The sequence below is a fragment of the Brasilonema angustatum genome, from assembly GCF_059505445.1.
In genome coordinates this window covers 87,051-103,837 of sequence record NZ_JCACKO010000152.1, presented here as the reverse complement: position 1 = coordinate 103,837, position 16,787 = coordinate 87,051, and the positions used below count along the sequence as shown (strand labels likewise).

Here is a 16,787-nt window from a genome sequence, read left to right as displayed (position 1 = left end):
ACTGACAATTCCATTCTATAAATATTTTGCATAGTTTTCATGCAGATTCTGCATGGAATTCTACAACCTTGACGGGAAAGCTGTTTCGTTTGGAACAGAGTTGGGTGGTTCACTAGCAGGCGGGGTATCTTGTGGTTCTGGAGCGGCTGTAGACGGCTGTTCGGGAGTAGGAGTGCTAGTGGGAATGGGAGTAGGAGTGCGAGTGGGAACGGGAGTAGGAGTGCGAGTGGGAACGGGAGTGGGGGTGCGAGTGGGAACGGGAATGGGCGTGGGGGTGGGAGTAGGAGTAGGTGTGGTTGTGGGAGTGGGAATAGGTGTGGCTGTGGGAGTGGGAGTAGGAGTGGGTGTAGCTGTAGAGTTAGATCTGCGTCTAACTGGATTTTCTAATCCGAGGCTAAAACTATAATTGCTTTGGGGTTGTCCTGGCACGGGACGTACTTGAACCGTATATTTCCCAGCAAAAGGCAATGTTCCTTGGTAAAATGAAAAGTCTTTAGCAGCATTGTCAATTGGTTCTTGATTTGCATCTAAAACTGATAGCAAAACACTACCCTGTTGAGTCAGCAATACGGTTAACTGCTGCCCTTTTGTACCAATAAATATGTACTGATCTATTTCATTGGCTTTTATTATACCGTCAGCATTAGCAGTGTTAGATCTACCAAAATTTAGGGTTTTGTTATTCACCACAGGCTCATTGCCAGCTGTTTGTGTTAAGGTCGTTCCATTGGGAATTACAGGTGAAGGGAAAGTTTGTGGATTTGTTTTTTCTGATGTAGCTTGTGAGCTAGTACGAATGGATCTGACCACCGTCCATGAACCAAATCCTGTTACAACAATTACAGCAACGGTAATTCCAAAAACTGCCAAGGGATTATCTAACAGTGAAGGGCTACCCTGTGTTGGAATGGCTGGCTTAGATGTATTGGGGGCAGATGGTTGTGCTTGTTCAGGGCGGCGACCAACGGCTACTGTTTGTACCTTAGACACATTTGAAGTGAAAACATTTGGTTGTTGTGGAGTTTGTAATGCTTGTAGTACATCAGGAGCTTTTAAGTAGCGATCGCCCAGTTTTTGACTTAACATTCGATTCAACACAGAGGCAAAGTGTGGATTGAGTGTGACCAAATGTTGCCAATTCCAAGTTAGTTGATGTTCATCAAATAAATTTTGGGGTTCTTTGCCTGTCAACAATACAATTGCTGTAACAGCTAGTGCATACAAGTCACTGCTGGGATATGTTCGACCTGTTTGCATTTGCTCAGTTGGGGCATAACCATGTTTTCCAACAGTGGTTGCTGGCGTTGTGTTATCTGGAGAGTTCAATTTCGTTACCAGTTCTTTTACAACTCCAAAGTCGATTAAAACTGGTAGGCGATCGCTTTCTCGCAGAATAATATTATCCGGTGAAATATCTCGATGAATAATTCCTTGATTATGAATATATTCTAAGACTGGTAACAAAGAGCGTATAAGTTGTAATACTTCTTGTTCTGTAAATGCACTCCCTGTGGCTTGACGCTGATCCAACAAAGTCTGATACGTTTTTCCGGCAACGTAGTCTTGCACCAAAAACAAGCGCTGATCTTGTTCAAATCTCTCGCGGAATTGAGGCACCTGGGGGTGTTGTATTTGATATAAAGTTGCTGCCTCTCGCTCAAAAAGCTCTTTTGCTTTTTCCCAAGCATAACCTTCCGTGACTATTGGAATTAATTCCTTAATTGCACAAAGTTCGTCAAAGCGCCTCTGGTCTTGTGCCAGATAGGTTCTACCAAATCCACCCTGACCCAAAACTTGAGTGATCCGGTAACGGTTTTGCAATATAGTGTCAGTTGTAATCGGTGCTTGCATTGTTGATCAATTGAGTGTTATAGCAACAGAGGAGGACTTCACTATGATACGGATAGTTTCCAGACGGAGACAGTCGGTTGAACTTTCTTTCAGGAGGCAATAAGCCGAACGCTTGATGCTACGCATATTGCCTATCACATGCATCTGCTGTAGGTAGTATGTCCGTTTTAACTTCTATCAGATTTCCCAACTCTTTAAACTTACGTGTGTGCTCTAAAGTTATCAGGTCAAGTATGACGGAAATTGGAAGGCACAAGCCCCGCAATGATACTGTTTGAGGACAAACTAAAAAAAGCCTAACAATTTCCGCGCTTTCCAATCAAAACTAGTATCATTAAGTATTCATGTTCTCTGATTTGAATCTTCGTTAAGTATTTATGCTTATCTTTCCTCAGATTCAACAGTCCAAGTGTTGATGCTTGTGCAAAGCAACTGATAAGGTAGTTAAAGGGCAAAGTCTACCAAACATACATCCAATTGAGTTGATTTTTTCAATTCATGCCAAAAAATCTAAATGATAGATATGGTTTCTAAGCAGAATATTCAGTTAAGCTATCAATTGTCTCTCTATGCAAGAGCTAGAGAATGTACAAAATGTAGTTTAATAGAGGTTTGTTTAAAGTTTTGATAAAAGCTTCAACAAAACTCACACCAAAAGCTTATGTATATTTTTTATAACTATTTTCGGTTAAAGCTGTCTAATCTCTGGTGATAAGATTGCCATGAATGCACATCGAGGATCTGCTGTGCTCAGTTCTGCAACACTAAAAGTGCAGCCGACGACAACAGGACTAGCTGAAAATACTCGCCTGCGGCTGTTATCTGGCTCTGCCAATGTACCCCTGTCCCAAGAAGTTGCTCGTTACCTGGGCATGGATTTGGGACCAATGATTCGCAAACGATTTGCGGATGGGGAACTATACATTCAAATCCAAGAATCAATCCGGGGTTGTGATGTTTATCTCATCCAGCCCGGTTGTAATCCTGTGAATGACAATTTGATGGAATTGCTGATTATAATCGATGCCTGCCGGCGTGCTTCTGCACGGCAAGTCACTGCAGTCATTCCCTATTATGGTTATGCCCGCGCTGACCGCAAAACTGCAGGAAGAGAGTCAATCACTGCCAAATTGGTGGCAAATCTCATTACACAAGCCGGTGCCGACCGTATTCTTGCAATGGATTTGCACTCAGCTCAGATTCAAGGCTATTTCGATATACCGCTAGATCACGTCTATGGTTCTCCAGTTTTACTCGATTATCTAGCAAGCAAACAACTACCTGACTTAGTGGTAGTTTCCCCAGATGTTGGTGGTGTAGCGCGAGCCAGGGCATTTGCGAAAAAGCTCAACGATGCACCGCTAGCGATTATAGATAAACGTCGTCAGGCTCACAACGTTGCCGAAGTCTTAAATGTCATCGGTGATGTTAAAGGCAAAACGGCAGTGCTTGTGGATGACATGATAGACACTGCTGGTACTATTGCTGCAGGGGCAAAACTTTTGCGTGAAGAAGGGGCGCGTCAGGTTTATGCTTGTGCCACTCACGCAGTGTTTTCACCAACAGCAATTGAGCGGCTCTCAAGTGGGTTATTTGAGGAAGTGATTGTTACAAATACGATTCCAATCCCAGAAACCCATGCTTCAGGGAAGTCGCTGCGCGAACGCTTTCCACAATTAGTTGTGCTGTCAGTCGCTAACTTACTTGGGGAAACTATCTGGCGGATTCACGAAGATAGTTCTGTAAGTAGCATGTTCCGTTAGCACAAACAAAACAGTTATCTTTGATTACAGTTGTGCATCAACTCAGGAGAATAAAGGATGAAGTTTTTAAAGCTTCATCCTTTATTCTTTATTTTTCTCCAAAAAATGATATCGCCAATACACAAGCAATTTAATATAGCGGTTTGCATTTGAGTGCAATACATTAAAGAATTAAAAAACCGCAGATGCAGGCGGATGGACGCAGATAAATCTGTACTTGATTCAAACGAGAAGCGCTATATCACCGCTAATTCTCAGAGCTTTTAGGGCAAAGAAGCAACCTGTGTTCTACCCGATTGAAAACCGGAGTAGAACTTGAAATGGTAGGCAAGGTAGAAGGATACTAGTGAGACTCTATGCATCTTGCTTTTAAGTCTATTCATGTTGTATTTGTGAGAAATTACATCCTTCTGCTAAAATTTAGCAGATTCACTGTTTTTTCCTTCTAAAAACAAAATATAACTCAGACATAATGCCGAAAAGGCGTCAATCTCAAAAATTCCGGAATAGATTTCCTAAGCGAAACTTTGCTGTCAAAGTAAACCATGTGACAGTAAGAGTGATAACTTTAGGTGTATTACTAGCTGTTTTGATAGCTAAATATCCATCAAAACAATTTATAAAACCATCTACCCAACAATCGTTACATGCACCAACAGCCACTTCGCCACTTCCTGTTATCCAAATTGCTGCCAAATCATCCAGCAAACAAAATTCTAAATCAGTAACTCCAGCTGTACCTCTTCCTGATTGGGCGATCGCCTTGGGACTGTCTATTCCCTCTCGTCAACCTGGCAAACAAAATTCAGAAGTCGTCTACAATCTCAAAAAATCTCCAAAATTTAAAGAATCTCAACAGTTGCAAGCAATTGTTAACAATATTGTTGAGCTTGCTGCTGAGGAAAATCTGCCTAAAGAAGCTTTATCTGTTACCTTAATAAATGCAAAAACTGGTGAAACAGCCGGATATCAACAAGATATACCAAGATATCCTGCCAGCGTAGTTAAGATGTTTTGGATGGTGGTTTTATATGCCCAAATAGAGAGGGGTTTTTGGCAAAATGAAAGAGATTTTGCTCCTTATTTGGCAAAAATGATTCAGGAGTCTGATAATGAAGCTGCTAGCTTTATTATTGATCAAGTCACAGGAACACGTTCGGAATCAGAATTAAAGAGGGAAAAATTTCAACAGTGGAAAAACAAACGCCAACAACTTAATCAATTTTTTCAACAAGCAGGTTACACAAATCTTAATATTATTCAAAAAACATTTCCCATTGACTATCTTAATCTTCAAGAGCCTGAGGGAAGTGAATCCCAGCTGCTTAATAACACAGTTGGAAATTGGAATAAGATAACGAGCAAACACGCAGCCAGACTATTGTATGAAATGTGTTACGCTGAACACGCTGTCTCTTTACAAGCCAGCAGAAAAATGTGTGGATGGCTCAAAAGGGATTTAAATCCTAAAATTTGGCAACCACCAGATTCTTATGATTTCAATCCGGTACGCACTTTTTTTGGTGAATCTTTAACCGACACTCGTGTTCGATTCTATTCTAAGGCAGGCGCAACTTCTGCTTCTCGCTCAGAAGCAGCAATGGTTGTTACAGAAGATAAAAAAGTTGCTTATATTTTGGCAGTTTTCGCTCCAGATTCGGCATACGCTGATGATGGAGAAATTTTCCCCAAGATGTCTGCCCTTGTCTATAAACGCATGACTTCTCGCAGTTCAAGATAGTAGTTATCAGTTTACATTAAACCATCATTTTCAGTGTATGATTTGAAATGGTGTAATAAGCCTCACAGTACTTTCATACTCCCTCATCTCAAAATTGCATATGCATGATAAGGTGTTATGCACTCTTTTCTCCTAACGCCGTAACTAATGCATTTGTACTATCTAGAGTCCCAACACCTTGAGGAATTAGTCCAAGGTAGCGGTATAGATTTAAACCTTGCGAAACTCAATTTTCTGTCTCTTAAAGGCAGAACCACTTATGATTACCTGCTAATTTCTGAACATCTTCCGCGTACAAATACTGGCATGGTCAAAAGCGGGTGGTTACAGCGTTATGCCCACATCACTGAAGGTGGTTGGTGGTGTTCTGGACTTGACTCCCTAAATCATTGGCAAGCGATGGAGTGGGGGTGTTTTAAGCCCAACCAACCTCGATTAAATGAAAATGGCAAGTTGATAAAGTACGAACATCCCCCTACTACACCAACGCGAGTATTTTGTCTGCGGGTATCACTGGATATCTGGCAGCAAGTGGCTCAACGTTACAATGTACCCATGCCCGACAGTATCAAGATTGCTGGTAATGGTGAAGCCAAAGGCTTTTGGCAATGGGTGATGGAACGGAACATCCCCATCATTATTTGCGAGGGTGTTAAAAAAGCAGCAGCACTGTTGACACAAGGATATGCAGCGTTTGCTATCCCTGGAATTACCAGTGGTTACCGCGTCATTAAGGATGACTTTGGCAAAATTATCAGTCGCCAGCTTATCCCAGATTTAGCAGCGTTTGCGAAGACTCGGCGTATCTTTTACATTTGCTTTGATTTTGAAACTGAACCTAACAAAATTGCAGCAGTCACTAATGCTATCTCCCAGCTAGGATTTCTGTTTCAAGAAAAAAATTGTTCCGTGCGAGTCATCAAACTTCCAGGAATAGAAAAAGGGATTGATGACTTTCTCGTCGCCAAAGGTGCAAGTGCTTTTGAGACAGTCTACCGCCAAAGTGTTGATTTAGAAGTTTACCTTGCTCAAACCAAGCCTCACACCGAGTTAACCATTCCGGCTGCACTCACCGTCAACCGCCGGTATTTAGGAGAAATACCGTTCCCCTCCTCTGGATTAGTTGGAGTGAACTCTGCAAAAGGAACAGGGAAAACCACAACACTGCAAACTGTTGTGAACCAAGCCAAAAGCACAAACAAACCCGTATTACTCATTACTCACAGAATTCAACTGGGACGTTTTTTATGCGAAAAAATCGGCATTCAGTGGGGAATGCCAAGGAGAGAGAGAAGGAGGGAAGGAGGGAAGGAAAGATATTTTTCCACACTCCCTCACCCTTCGGGGAGAACCTCCGGTTCCGCTGCGCTAACGCAGTCGCCTACGGAGGGAAACCCGTCATTCGCGCTGTCTCACTCCCACACTCCCTTATCTCCTGATTCCCTTGGATTATGTATTGATTCTATTTGGAAGCTGAATCCTGAGGATTGGCGAGGGGCAATCATAATTTTGGACGAAGTAGAACAGTCTTTATGGCATTTACTTAACAGCAATACTTGTAAAGATAAACGCGTCAAAATTTTAAAAGTCTTCCAGCAGCTTATTTCTACCGTGTTGATAAGTGGAGGATTAGTGATTGCCCAAGATGCAGATTTATCAGATGTTTCCTTAGAATATTTACAAGGATTGGCAGGTATTCAAATTATTCCTTGGGTTGTTGTAAATCAGTGGAAACCCCAGCAAGGTTGGGATGTGACTTTCTATGATTCTCCTAACCCAACTCCCTTAATTCATCAGCTAGAATTGGATTTAATTACAGGACAGAAATGTTATGTGACGACGGATAGTCGCTCTGGACGTTACAGTTGTGAAACGATTGAACGTTATCTTCAAGAGCGTTTACAAAGATTGCAAAAGCAATTTCCCAAAACTTTGGTTGTCAGTAGTCACACAACAAATACACTAGGTCATGAAGCTGTTGATTTTGTTGCAGCTATCAATCAAAAAGTGACTGAATACAACACTGTTTTTGTGACTCCTAGCCTTGGTACAGGAATTAGTATTGATGTTCAACATTTTGACCGGGTTTATGGTATTTTTCAAGGCGTTATTCCTGACTCGGAAGCACGACAAGCTTTAGCAAGAGTACGCGACGATGTGCCACGTATTGTCTGGTGTGCCAAGCGAGGAATTGGCTTAATTGGTAGTGGTAGTACAAATTATCGTTCATTGTCTTATTGGTATCAAGAAAATCAAAAAGAAAATATAGCTTTGCTCAGTCCACTACATAAAGTTGATGTCGATTTACCATTGGTGTATGATCCTATTCATTTACGAACTTGGGCAAAATTGTCTGCCAGGGTCAATGCTTCTATTACGCTTTACCGTAAATCTATGAAAGACGGTTTGATAGCTGATGGGCATCAAATTAATGTACGAGGTAATGATGTTCAAAAGAATATTATCAGAGATTTACGCCTTGCATTTATAGCAACTGAACCTAGTGACCTAACAACTCGTAAAAGATTAATTATAGAAATCTTCAAAGTTCAAAAAGATTGGTATAAAAGCCGTAAAAAATCAAAAGAGATTGACGAAAAAATAAGAGAAATTAAGCTAAAAAATCAATACGCGGCTGCAACGACTGTAGCTTATGCTAAAGATATTGATTATGTAGAATATGAACAGATCTTGCTTAAACACTCGTTGACTGAAGAGGAACGTAATCAAACTCAGAAATATCTTCTGAGACAAAAGTATGGTATAGAAGTCACTCCTCTACTAAAATTACGTGACGACAAAGGATATTATTACCAACTATTAATACATTATTATCTAACTCATGAAAGCGAGTACCTCTGCCTCAGAGACAAGCAAGAATGGTATCAACAACTAACTTGGGGTGAAGGTAAAGTTTTTCTGCCAGATTTAAAGACTTATAAACTTAAAGTTGAAGCTTTGAGAGCATTAGGAGTGCTACAGTATCTCGAACCAAAACGAGTTTTTACCGAAAATGACCCAGATTTATTATTATTGAGAAATGTGACTTTTCAATGTAGTCAACATATCAAAAGATCCATTGGTATTAATTTATTGCACCAAAAAGAGTATATTTCACCGATAAAAATACTTAAGCAACTGTTGAGTTTATTAGGATTAAAGCTGAAGCGGATAAATAATGCAGTTTATCAAATTGACTCTGAAACACTCTATGATGGTAGGGAAAAAATATTTGACGTTTGGCACAAACGTGATGAGTTGATGTTGGAAAAATTTAAAAGTATTGGTTTTGAGATAGCAAATACCCCAGTTATCGCTTGATTTCAAGATAAATATTGTGAGGTGAACTTAGAGTTATTTGTGTCAACTTAAGCCAGAGAACCGACTTCTTCAAGAAGTCGGTTCTCTTATACAATCTTTTACAATCCAATTAAGTTGCTCCTACCATAAACGTTGCTTGTACCGCCTTTGTGTCTCTTCTATAAAAACCTCTAAAGTTTCGCCCGGAACCTCTTCTTCAGTTAAAGATTTATAAAACTGCTGAGCCGTATTTCCAATTTGATAAACTAAATAGGTATCAGTTCCTGTATTAATAAATCCTCCTGCAACTGGAATGATTTGTGTTGCACTTAAACCGATTGTGGCTAATCTATTGGCTCTCAGTACGCGATCAAGAATTGCAAACGCTTCATTTTTACACTCTGGAATTTGTAGTTCAAAACCGTAAGCGACTGCGATCTGAAAAATAATTTCAGCTTGGATTAGAGCAATTTCAACATGATCAACCCCGACAGACTCTGCCATTTTGGATGGAACAACACTCATGACTACAGAAGTTCTGCTGACGCGGAAAAGCTGTCGGCGAAGCAGACGCTGAGTAATTTGTTCAGGCGTTGCGTTGGGAAATTTTGTTAAAAGAAGAGTGACAAATTTCTCAACTGCATCTAAATTAATCTGTTCAATATGTGCCCTTGCAGCAGCTTCCTTTGCTGTTTGATTTTCGTCTAGTTTCTTCCTGAGAGATTCTTGATTCTGTTCCAGCTTGTTTCCAAAAAACTGACGTGTTTCCTGTTGTGCTGTTTTCCCTCGTTCGATCGCAGATTGCACCACGTCTTGTCCAAAATCTGTAGCTGACTTAACTGATTGGACAATGTCTCGCTTTAACTTTGTTACCTCGCTAACCATATCCTCACTGATTTGAGAACTGACTTCACCTAAAGTTCCGCCAAGTTCTTGCAGTGTTTTAAGAAAGGACGGTTTCTTTATATTTCTTGGGGTATCACGACGTGATTGCCTACGGTGGAAGTTACTCATTGCTCTACTTTAAAGGTTTTAGCTTATTTATAGAATAAGTTTTTCTGAAAAAATCTGAGATGTTTCCCATAATCAAGCTATCACTAGTTAACTCTGAAGAAACACAGGGAACGCTTAACAGGGAAAGAGTGTTTCTTTCATTCGTCGCGGGTGGCGATACGCCACAGGCGTCTCTTACTTTGCGCGATACGCACAAGCTAAAGCCTCCGGCTTATCGCTATCCGTGGGGGGGCTTAAGAAGTACATTGTATAACCCTTATACAGCAAGGCTTTCACCAAAGCTAACTAATACCAATTCAAAAAATGTTTGCGACAGATAACCCCACCCGCCCTATCCTTACAAACGTTGAGGTGTCGCTGAGGAATTTAACACAAGCTAAAAACTTGATTTCTTTCATCTGTTTACATAAGTTATGAATCTATCCCAAGTGGCTGATTTGTCACAGAAGCCCGAAATCCCTGTATGCACAGCTTGAGGTAGGGGTTGAGGGTGAGGGTTTGTGTGTTATCTCAACGCAACTTAGTATTGTTTTGTAGCCTAATAATTTACAATATCTTTATCAAAGTAGTAGTAAATTTAAAAGTTTATTTTGAGCTTAATCATTTACAATATCTTTATCAACCTTTTGTGGTTACTTGTGTTAGTTCAAGACCATATTTTTATGTATTTTTCGGAAATGCCGCGCTTCAGAATTGTGTAATTGCTATTTCCAAATTTGGTACTTAACTTTGCAGAAAAAGGGAATGACTCAGCTAGTTGCTTGCGTATATCGTATTAATCAAGCGAGGAGTTGAGCAGCCAAAAAGAGGCAATCAACTAGTAGTGACAAGTCAATCCAACACAAACTTAAGAGGTTTTCAACCATGTCTCAACTATTTACCGATTTATCCGCTGCAGAACAAGAAGTTGTCGCTGGTGGTATTGACTTTAGTCAAATCAGCCAATCTCTCTACGCATTCAAGAGTTTAGCAGCAGGAAGCCAGATCACAACCGGTGCTGGTGCTGGTGGTGCAGGAACCACTTCAGTTAATATGTTGCAAACAAATTCTCTGGACACTAATGCTTTGAACAACATCACCGCTCAATTTCCTGGGATATCTTGATTAGCTAGAAATATATTCCAGAGTTTAACTTGACGTTTCGTTTTAGATAAACTGAACATCAACTTTGTTGTGTTAGTAGTCAACGCAAGGGAAAGTTAAACTCTGTGATTATTCGCTGAGTCAATTACACATATCGTATTAATCAAGCGAGGAGTTGAGCAGCCAAAAAGAGGTAATCAACGACGAGCTTAAAATCAATCCAACACAAACTTAAGAGGTTTTCAACTATGTCTCAACTATTTACCGATCTATCTGCTGCAGAACAAGAAGTTGTCGCTGGTGGTATTGACTTTGGTCAAATCAGCCAATCCCTTTATGCATTAAAGACTTTGGCAGCAGGAAGCCAGATCACAACCACTGCTGGTCCTGGTGGTGCAGGAACCACTTCAGTTAATATGTTGCAAACAAATTCTCTGGACACTAATGCTTTGAACGACATCACCGCTAAATTCCCTGGATTATCTTGATTAGCTAAAATGTATTCCAGAGTTTAACTTGACGTTTTGTTTTAGATAAACTGAACATCAACTTTGTTGTGTTAGTAATCAATGCAAGGGAAAGTTAAACTCTGTGGTTATTAGCTGACTCAATTCCACATTGTAACGCATTTTTGGTCTAGATGAGTTAGCTACTATTAGCTATCAGCTAGATTGAGAGTTATGGTAGAGAGGGAATTGCTCACCTCTCTACCACTCTTTTTATTAATACCAGGTCGGTTTTGTAGAACGGAAAGATTTGTCTAATCCTTATACTATTGTAAAGTACACGGACTGCCAAATCAGAAAGGTAATAGTATGTCTAACGATATCACACCTAAGAATTGTGAACTGCTAACAGATTTGTCTGACCAAGAACAGGAGGTTGTATCAGGTGGACGTTCACGTTCATCATTTGAGTTACGCGATTTGTTCTTTCAAAGGACAAATATCAGAAGTTCTGCAAACAGCGGATTTAATACTTCGCTAAATGGTGCTTCATTCTCAGATCACAGTGGATACATGTATTCACAAACTACCCTTTCAATTGGTTCTTTTCTCTTAGGGAATGGGCGCGGACGTAAATCAAGAGGTTTGAGTGGCAGTGATTTCTTATCTTTCTTGCTTTACACTCTGTTGCACTCTTGATGATAGTATCACCCAGGTAGTTAACAAGAGCGCAAAACACAGAATGCATCTCTATAAAATTAGGGAATTTGACAGCGTCAGCGAGAGTCATTCGACTTTTGTAAGGAGTTTATGATTCTGACTACTGACTGCTGGATTCTGTGTTTTTTATTTAGTTTAAAAAACTGTAATATATACACGCATTAATTGAGACCAAAAGATTAACCACACCTCTAGGTTCTGTTCTTTTGGGTGATTTGCCGATGAAATATCAGTTTATTCGACAGCATAGTGAGGAAGACTGTGGGGCTGCTTGTCTGGCTTCAATTGCTAGACATTATGGACGTACTTTTACTGTAAATCACATTCGTGAAGCCGTAGGTACTGGACAATTAGGTACAACTTTATTGGGGCTGAAGCGGGGAGCAGAAACACTTGGGTTTAATGCTCGTCCAGTCAAAACTTCTCCCGAATTGTTAGATCGGATAAAAGAAGCACCTCTTCCAGCAATTATTCACTGGAGGGGAAATCATTGGGTTGTACTATACGGTAAGAAAGGCAAAAAATGTGTTGTCGCCGATCCTGCTGTAGGTATCCGTTATCTGTCTAAAGAAGATTTAGCAGAGAGTTGGACAGATTGGTTGATGCTGTTATTGGAACCAGATCCAATACGCTTTTTTGCTCAAGAGAATGATCAAGTTGGTGGGTTTTGGCGTTTCTTCAAGCGCGTTTGGACTTTTCGCTCAATTCTGGCACAAGCGTTTCCCTTAAACCTCATCTTGGGACTACTCTCTTTAGCTTCGCCTTTTCTGCTGCAAATCCTCACTGATGATGTGCTGGTTCGCGGTGACACCAAGCTGCTCACAACTGTAGCAATTTGTGTGGTTGTGATGCATTTTATTTCCAGCAGCCTTTCTTATGTCCAGTCTCATTTAATCGCTCACTTTGCCCAACGTTTGCAATTAGGATTAGTTCTGGAATTTGGAAGGGCTATTCTGCACTTACCTCTTTCTTATTATGAATCTCGTCGCAGTGGAGAAATCGTTAGCCGTCTGCGGGATATTGACCAGATTAATCAGTTAGTTGCTCAAATCGTTGTTGGTTTGCCCAGCCAATTTTTTATTGCGCTGGTTTCTTTTGCTTTCATGGTTTTTTATAGCTGGAAACTGACATTGGTGGCTGTGTTGTTTGCTATAGTCATGTCAATCTCTACAATCATATTCCAGCCAACTTTGCAGCAAAAAACTCGTGAACTTTTAGTCACAGAAGCAGAAACACAAGGCGTTTTAGTAGAAACTTTTAAAGGCGCACTGACCCTCAAAACGACGACAGCAACACCGCAATTTTGGGATGAGTTCCAAAGTAGATTTGGCCGTCTTGCTAGCTTGACATTACGCACAATTCAGATAAGCATTATCAATCATACCTTTTCTAGCTTAGTTTCTGCTGTTGGCAGTGTTGTCTTGCTCTGGTGCGGTGGAAATTTAGTAATTAACCCAGTGGAAAACTTGAGTATTGGACAACTCTTTGCCTTTAACTCGATGAATGGTAATTTCCTCGGGTTTATTGGTAGTTTGATTAGTTTTGTCGATGAATTTACTCGTGCAAAAACGGCAACTCAACGCTTAACAGAAGTTATAGATACCACCCCAGAAAATAAAGGCGATGGAAAAAGACCTTTCGCTAATCTTCCTGGAGATGCTGATATTATTTGTACAGATGTGAACTTTCACTATGCTGGTAGGCTTGACTTGCTACAGGACTTTTCACTAACAATTCCCGGTGGTAAAGTTATCGCCCTAATCGGTAAGTCTGGTTGTGGTAAAAGTTCTTTAGCTAAGGTGATTGCTGGTTTATATCCACTGGAATCTGGCAATATCCGCATTGGAATTTATAACCTGAATGATCTTTCTCTTGATTGTCTACGCCAGCAGGTGATTCTTGTTCCCCAAGATGCTCATTTTTGGAGCCGTTCTATTGTAGAAAACTTTCGCCTAGGAACGCCCTACGTTACTTTTGAGCAGATTGTCAGAGCTTGCGAAATTGCTCATGCTGATGATTTTATTAGTAGACTTCCTGACAAATATCAAACTATTTTGGGGGAATTTGGCGCAAATATTTCAGGTGGACAACGTCAACGATTGGCGATCGCACGAGCCATTGTCACAGATCCACCAATCCTGATTTTAGATGAATCTACTTCTGGACTCGATCCAGTGAGTGAAGCACAGGTGCTAGATAGATTGTTTGAGCACCGTCGCGGTAAAACGACAATTTTGATTACCCACCGTCCCAAGATAGTTAATCGCGCTGATTGGATTGTTCTGTTGGATCAGGGTAAGTTGAAACTTCAAGGTTCTTTGGAGGAGCTATATTCAAAATCAGGGGATCATATGGATTTTTTAATTCCTTGAAATGGGGAATAGGGATTGTTTAGTTGGGATGCTCTCTTGTTATACTAACCACTCCTCATTCCCTACACTTTTTCATATCTGGTGATTTTAATATCTGGTGATTATATATGCTCTACACCCACAATCAAAAACTCCTCCCTAGTATTCAAACTGACGAGTTTCTTCCCCCTATTAGTCCGTGGACATCAATGGCTGGAATGTTTCTCGTCGGGACTGTTGGTACTGCAATTGGCGTATCTTCATGGGTGAAATACAATGTTACGGTGAAAGCTCCAGCAACTGTGCGTCCTGTGGGAGACACCCGACTGGTGCAGCCGGAAATGGAAGGTACTGTTAAAAGTATCTTTGTTAAAGAAAATCAGCTTGTTAAGCAGGGAGATGCGATCGCCCGCCTTGATGATGAGCAACTACTCATCAAAAAGAGCCAGTTGCAAGGTAATCTCGAACAAGGTAAGTTACAACTCATTCAAATGTATGCCCAAATTAAGAGTTTAGAAGTTCAGATTCTCGCTGAAAAGAGAGTTATAGACAGAACAGTTGGTTCTGCTAAAGCAGATTTGGAACGCAATCAACGGGAGTATCAAGAGCGTCAAATTACAACAACAAACGAATTGCTAGTAGCACAAGCAAGTTTGGAAAAAGCACAGACGGATGTGGAAAAAGCCCATGCTGATTTAGAGTTTGCTAAAGTAGATCGCGATCGATACAAACAGCTTTCAGAAATCGGAGCGATCGCGAGGCGTGAATTTGAACAGAAAAAACTCGCTGTTGAGCAGGTAAAAGCAATATTAGAGGGTGAAAAAAAAGCTGTTGATATCGCAAAAGCTAGGGTGAAATCAGCCGAAGCTGCACTCAATCCCAGTACAGCAATGATTAAGATTGCCTCTGAACGTATTGCCCAAGAAACTGCCAAAGGTGAATCAACTATTGCCACTTTGAGAAGAGAAAGAGAAGCTTTAAAGCAGCGGCAAGTTGAAGTGCAAAGTCAACTCAACCAATCTCAAAAAGAAATTCAACAACTTGATACTCAATTAAAAAGTAGCATTGTTCGTGCCACAAGTGATGGAACAATTCTCAAGCTAAACTTACGAAACCCTGGTCAGGTAGTACGACCGGGTGAAGCAATTGCTGAAATTGTACCTCAGAATGCTCCACTGGTTATCAAAACAATGGTTTCTGCTGCTGATATTAAAAAAGTCGAAGTTGGTCAAAAAGTACAACTGCGAGTTGATGCTTGTCCCTATCCTGATTATGGTACTCTCAATGGTGTTGTTAGCGCCATTTCTCCAGACGCAATTACACCTCAAGCTAACAATACAGGTAGCACAACTGGAACAACGCCTGCTGTTGGCTATTTTGAAGCTACAGTTAAACCCCAGGCGCGAAAATTTGGTCAACATCAGCATCAATGCTCTATCCAAGCAGGAATGGATGCCAAAGCTGATATTATTTCCAAAGAAGAAACAGCTTTGCAATTCTTGCTGAGAAAAGCGAGGCTAATAACAGATTTATGAGATGCTCAGTAGGTAAGGTGAAGTCAGAAAAAGTACTTTTTCTGACTTTCTTTTTCTGGTTAACTCAAGTGTATTTACAACAGACGTTTTTCTTTTATGCATTTTTCGGAAATAAAAATGGTATCTTTAAACAATTAAGTAGGCATAAATATACAATATCTTATCTAGGTTTTGTGTCTTAAACTAAGACAAGAAATAATTACAGTGGTTACCCGTGGTCTGCTTACTATGTATGCAAATTATACTTGTCGTTGTCTGCATCATAATTTTCATTTGGTTTGTCAGGTCTTATTATAGAACTCAACATGCCTTGCAGTGGTGGTCTTGTAGGCAGTCTCTGAAACTTTTTCTAGAAGCAGAGATTATTCGGGACAATTTACTACAAGAATTTTTCACTATACGCCGCAGCCTAGAACTTTTACCAGTAGAAAATCAGGGGTTATCATTCTCCCAAACTCAAGAATGCTTAACTAAGACTAATAGTTTTCATCTATCCTTAGCACAATTGAGCGATCGCTTGTTCCCGGCATACCTTCAAGATAGCTTGCCATTGGCGATGGAGTCCACAATTGAACCGTGGGTACACTCCCATCCTCATCTCTATTTTGATATAGATATGCCTAAGAGTTGGCGACATGAGCCAGCCGAAACCAGTCTGATAGTTTTAAGAACCTTAGAAGAGTTACTAGAAATAACTGTGCCAGAAGTTGTGACGGAATTATCTATCTATATAAGCTTGAAACAACTGGAAAATATTGGTCAACTTATGGTTAAAATTACTTATCCAGATGTATCTGAATATGCCTTTTATTCGAGTCTACCAGAATTAAGTTATCTTTGTGAAACTTTTCGATTCTTAACATCAGGGAAAACTTTTCGTCAAAGTAATAGTAACAGCATTGCTTGGTACTTCTGCTGGTCAGTACCAGTTTTATAGTTATAGCAGTTGCCACGTAGATTAGGACATAAACTAACGAGAAAAT

Annotated in this window: 11 protein-coding genes; 9 read left to right on the top strand and 2 right to left on the bottom strand. The window is 40.4% G+C overall.

The window, feature by feature from the left end:
- Positions 1-60: 60 nt before the first annotated feature.
- Complete coding sequence (locus AC5JM2_RS33135; RefSeq protein ID WP_495840001.1) at positions 61-1,851, bottom strand: protein kinase domain-containing protein; 1,791 nt, start codon at positions 1,849-1,851, stop codon at positions 61-63.
- 722 nt (positions 1,852-2,573) lie between these two features.
- Between AC5JM2_RS33135 and AC5JM2_RS33130 the strand changes: the two genes are divergently transcribed.
- The 3 genes from AC5JM2_RS33130 (at position 2,574) to AC5JM2_RS33120 (ending at position 8,676) form a co-directional block, all read left to right on the top strand.
- Positions 2,574-3,614 carry a ribose-phosphate pyrophosphokinase gene (locus AC5JM2_RS33130; protein WP_495839999.1) on the top strand — a complete coding sequence of 347 codons (1,041 nt, stop codon included), beginning with the start codon at positions 2,574-2,576 and terminating at the stop codon, positions 3,612-3,614.
- A 472-nt stretch (positions 3,615-4,086) separates the two neighbouring features.
- Positions 4,087-5,355: a serine hydrolase gene (locus AC5JM2_RS33125; RefSeq protein ID WP_495839996.1), complete on the top strand. Its 1,269-nt coding sequence runs from the start codon at positions 4,087-4,089 to the stop codon at positions 5,353-5,355.
- A gap of 147 nt (positions 5,356-5,502) precedes the next feature.
- A complete protein-coding gene (locus AC5JM2_RS33120; protein WP_495839994.1) occupies positions 5,503-8,676 on the top strand; it encodes a plasmid replication protein, CyRepA1 family in 3,174 nt (1,057 codons plus the stop codon).
- A gap of 120 nt (positions 8,677-8,796) precedes the next feature.
- On the opposite strand, the gene AC5JM2_RS33115 is transcribed toward AC5JM2_RS33120, so the two are convergent.
- Positions 8,797-9,669: a hypothetical protein gene (locus AC5JM2_RS33115; RefSeq protein WP_495839992.1), complete on the bottom strand. Its 873-nt coding sequence runs from the start codon at positions 9,667-9,669 to the stop codon at positions 8,797-8,799.
- A gap of 864 nt (positions 9,670-10,533) precedes the next feature.
- Here AC5JM2_RS33115 and AC5JM2_RS33110 point away from each other — a divergent pair.
- The 6 genes from AC5JM2_RS33110 (at position 10,534) to AC5JM2_RS33085 (ending at position 16,741) form a co-directional block, all read left to right on the top strand.
- Complete coding sequence (locus AC5JM2_RS33110; RefSeq protein WP_495839990.1) at positions 10,534-10,773, top strand: CTB family bacteriocin; 240 nt, start codon at positions 10,534-10,536, stop codon at positions 10,771-10,773.
- A 227-nt stretch (positions 10,774-11,000) separates the two neighbouring features.
- On the top strand, positions 11,001-11,240 hold the full coding sequence (locus AC5JM2_RS33105) for a CTB family bacteriocin (protein ID WP_495839988.1): 240 nt from the start codon (positions 11,001-11,003) through the stop codon (positions 11,238-11,240).
- Positions 11,241-11,567: 327 nt separating this feature from the next.
- The gene (locus AC5JM2_RS33100) at positions 11,568-11,897 is read left to right on the top strand and encodes a CTB family bacteriocin (RefSeq protein ID WP_495839986.1); all 330 of its coding nucleotides are present in this window, start codon (positions 11,568-11,570) and stop codon (positions 11,895-11,897) included.
- A 242-nt stretch (positions 11,898-12,139) separates the two neighbouring features.
- A complete protein-coding gene (locus AC5JM2_RS33095; RefSeq protein ID WP_495839984.1) occupies positions 12,140-14,290 on the top strand; it encodes a peptidase domain-containing ABC transporter in 2,151 nt (716 codons plus the stop codon).
- Between the two features lie 107 nt (positions 14,291-14,397).
- The gene (locus tag AC5JM2_RS33090; protein WP_495839982.1) at positions 14,398-15,804 is read left to right on the top strand and encodes a beta-barrel domain-containing protein; all 1,407 of its coding nucleotides are present in this window, start codon (positions 14,398-14,400) and stop codon (positions 15,802-15,804) included.
- A gap of 232 nt (positions 15,805-16,036) precedes the next feature.
- A complete protein-coding gene (locus AC5JM2_RS33085) occupies positions 16,037-16,741 on the top strand; it encodes a hypothetical protein (protein ID WP_495839980.1) in 705 nt (234 codons plus the stop codon).
- Positions 16,742-16,787 lie beyond the last annotated feature (46 nt).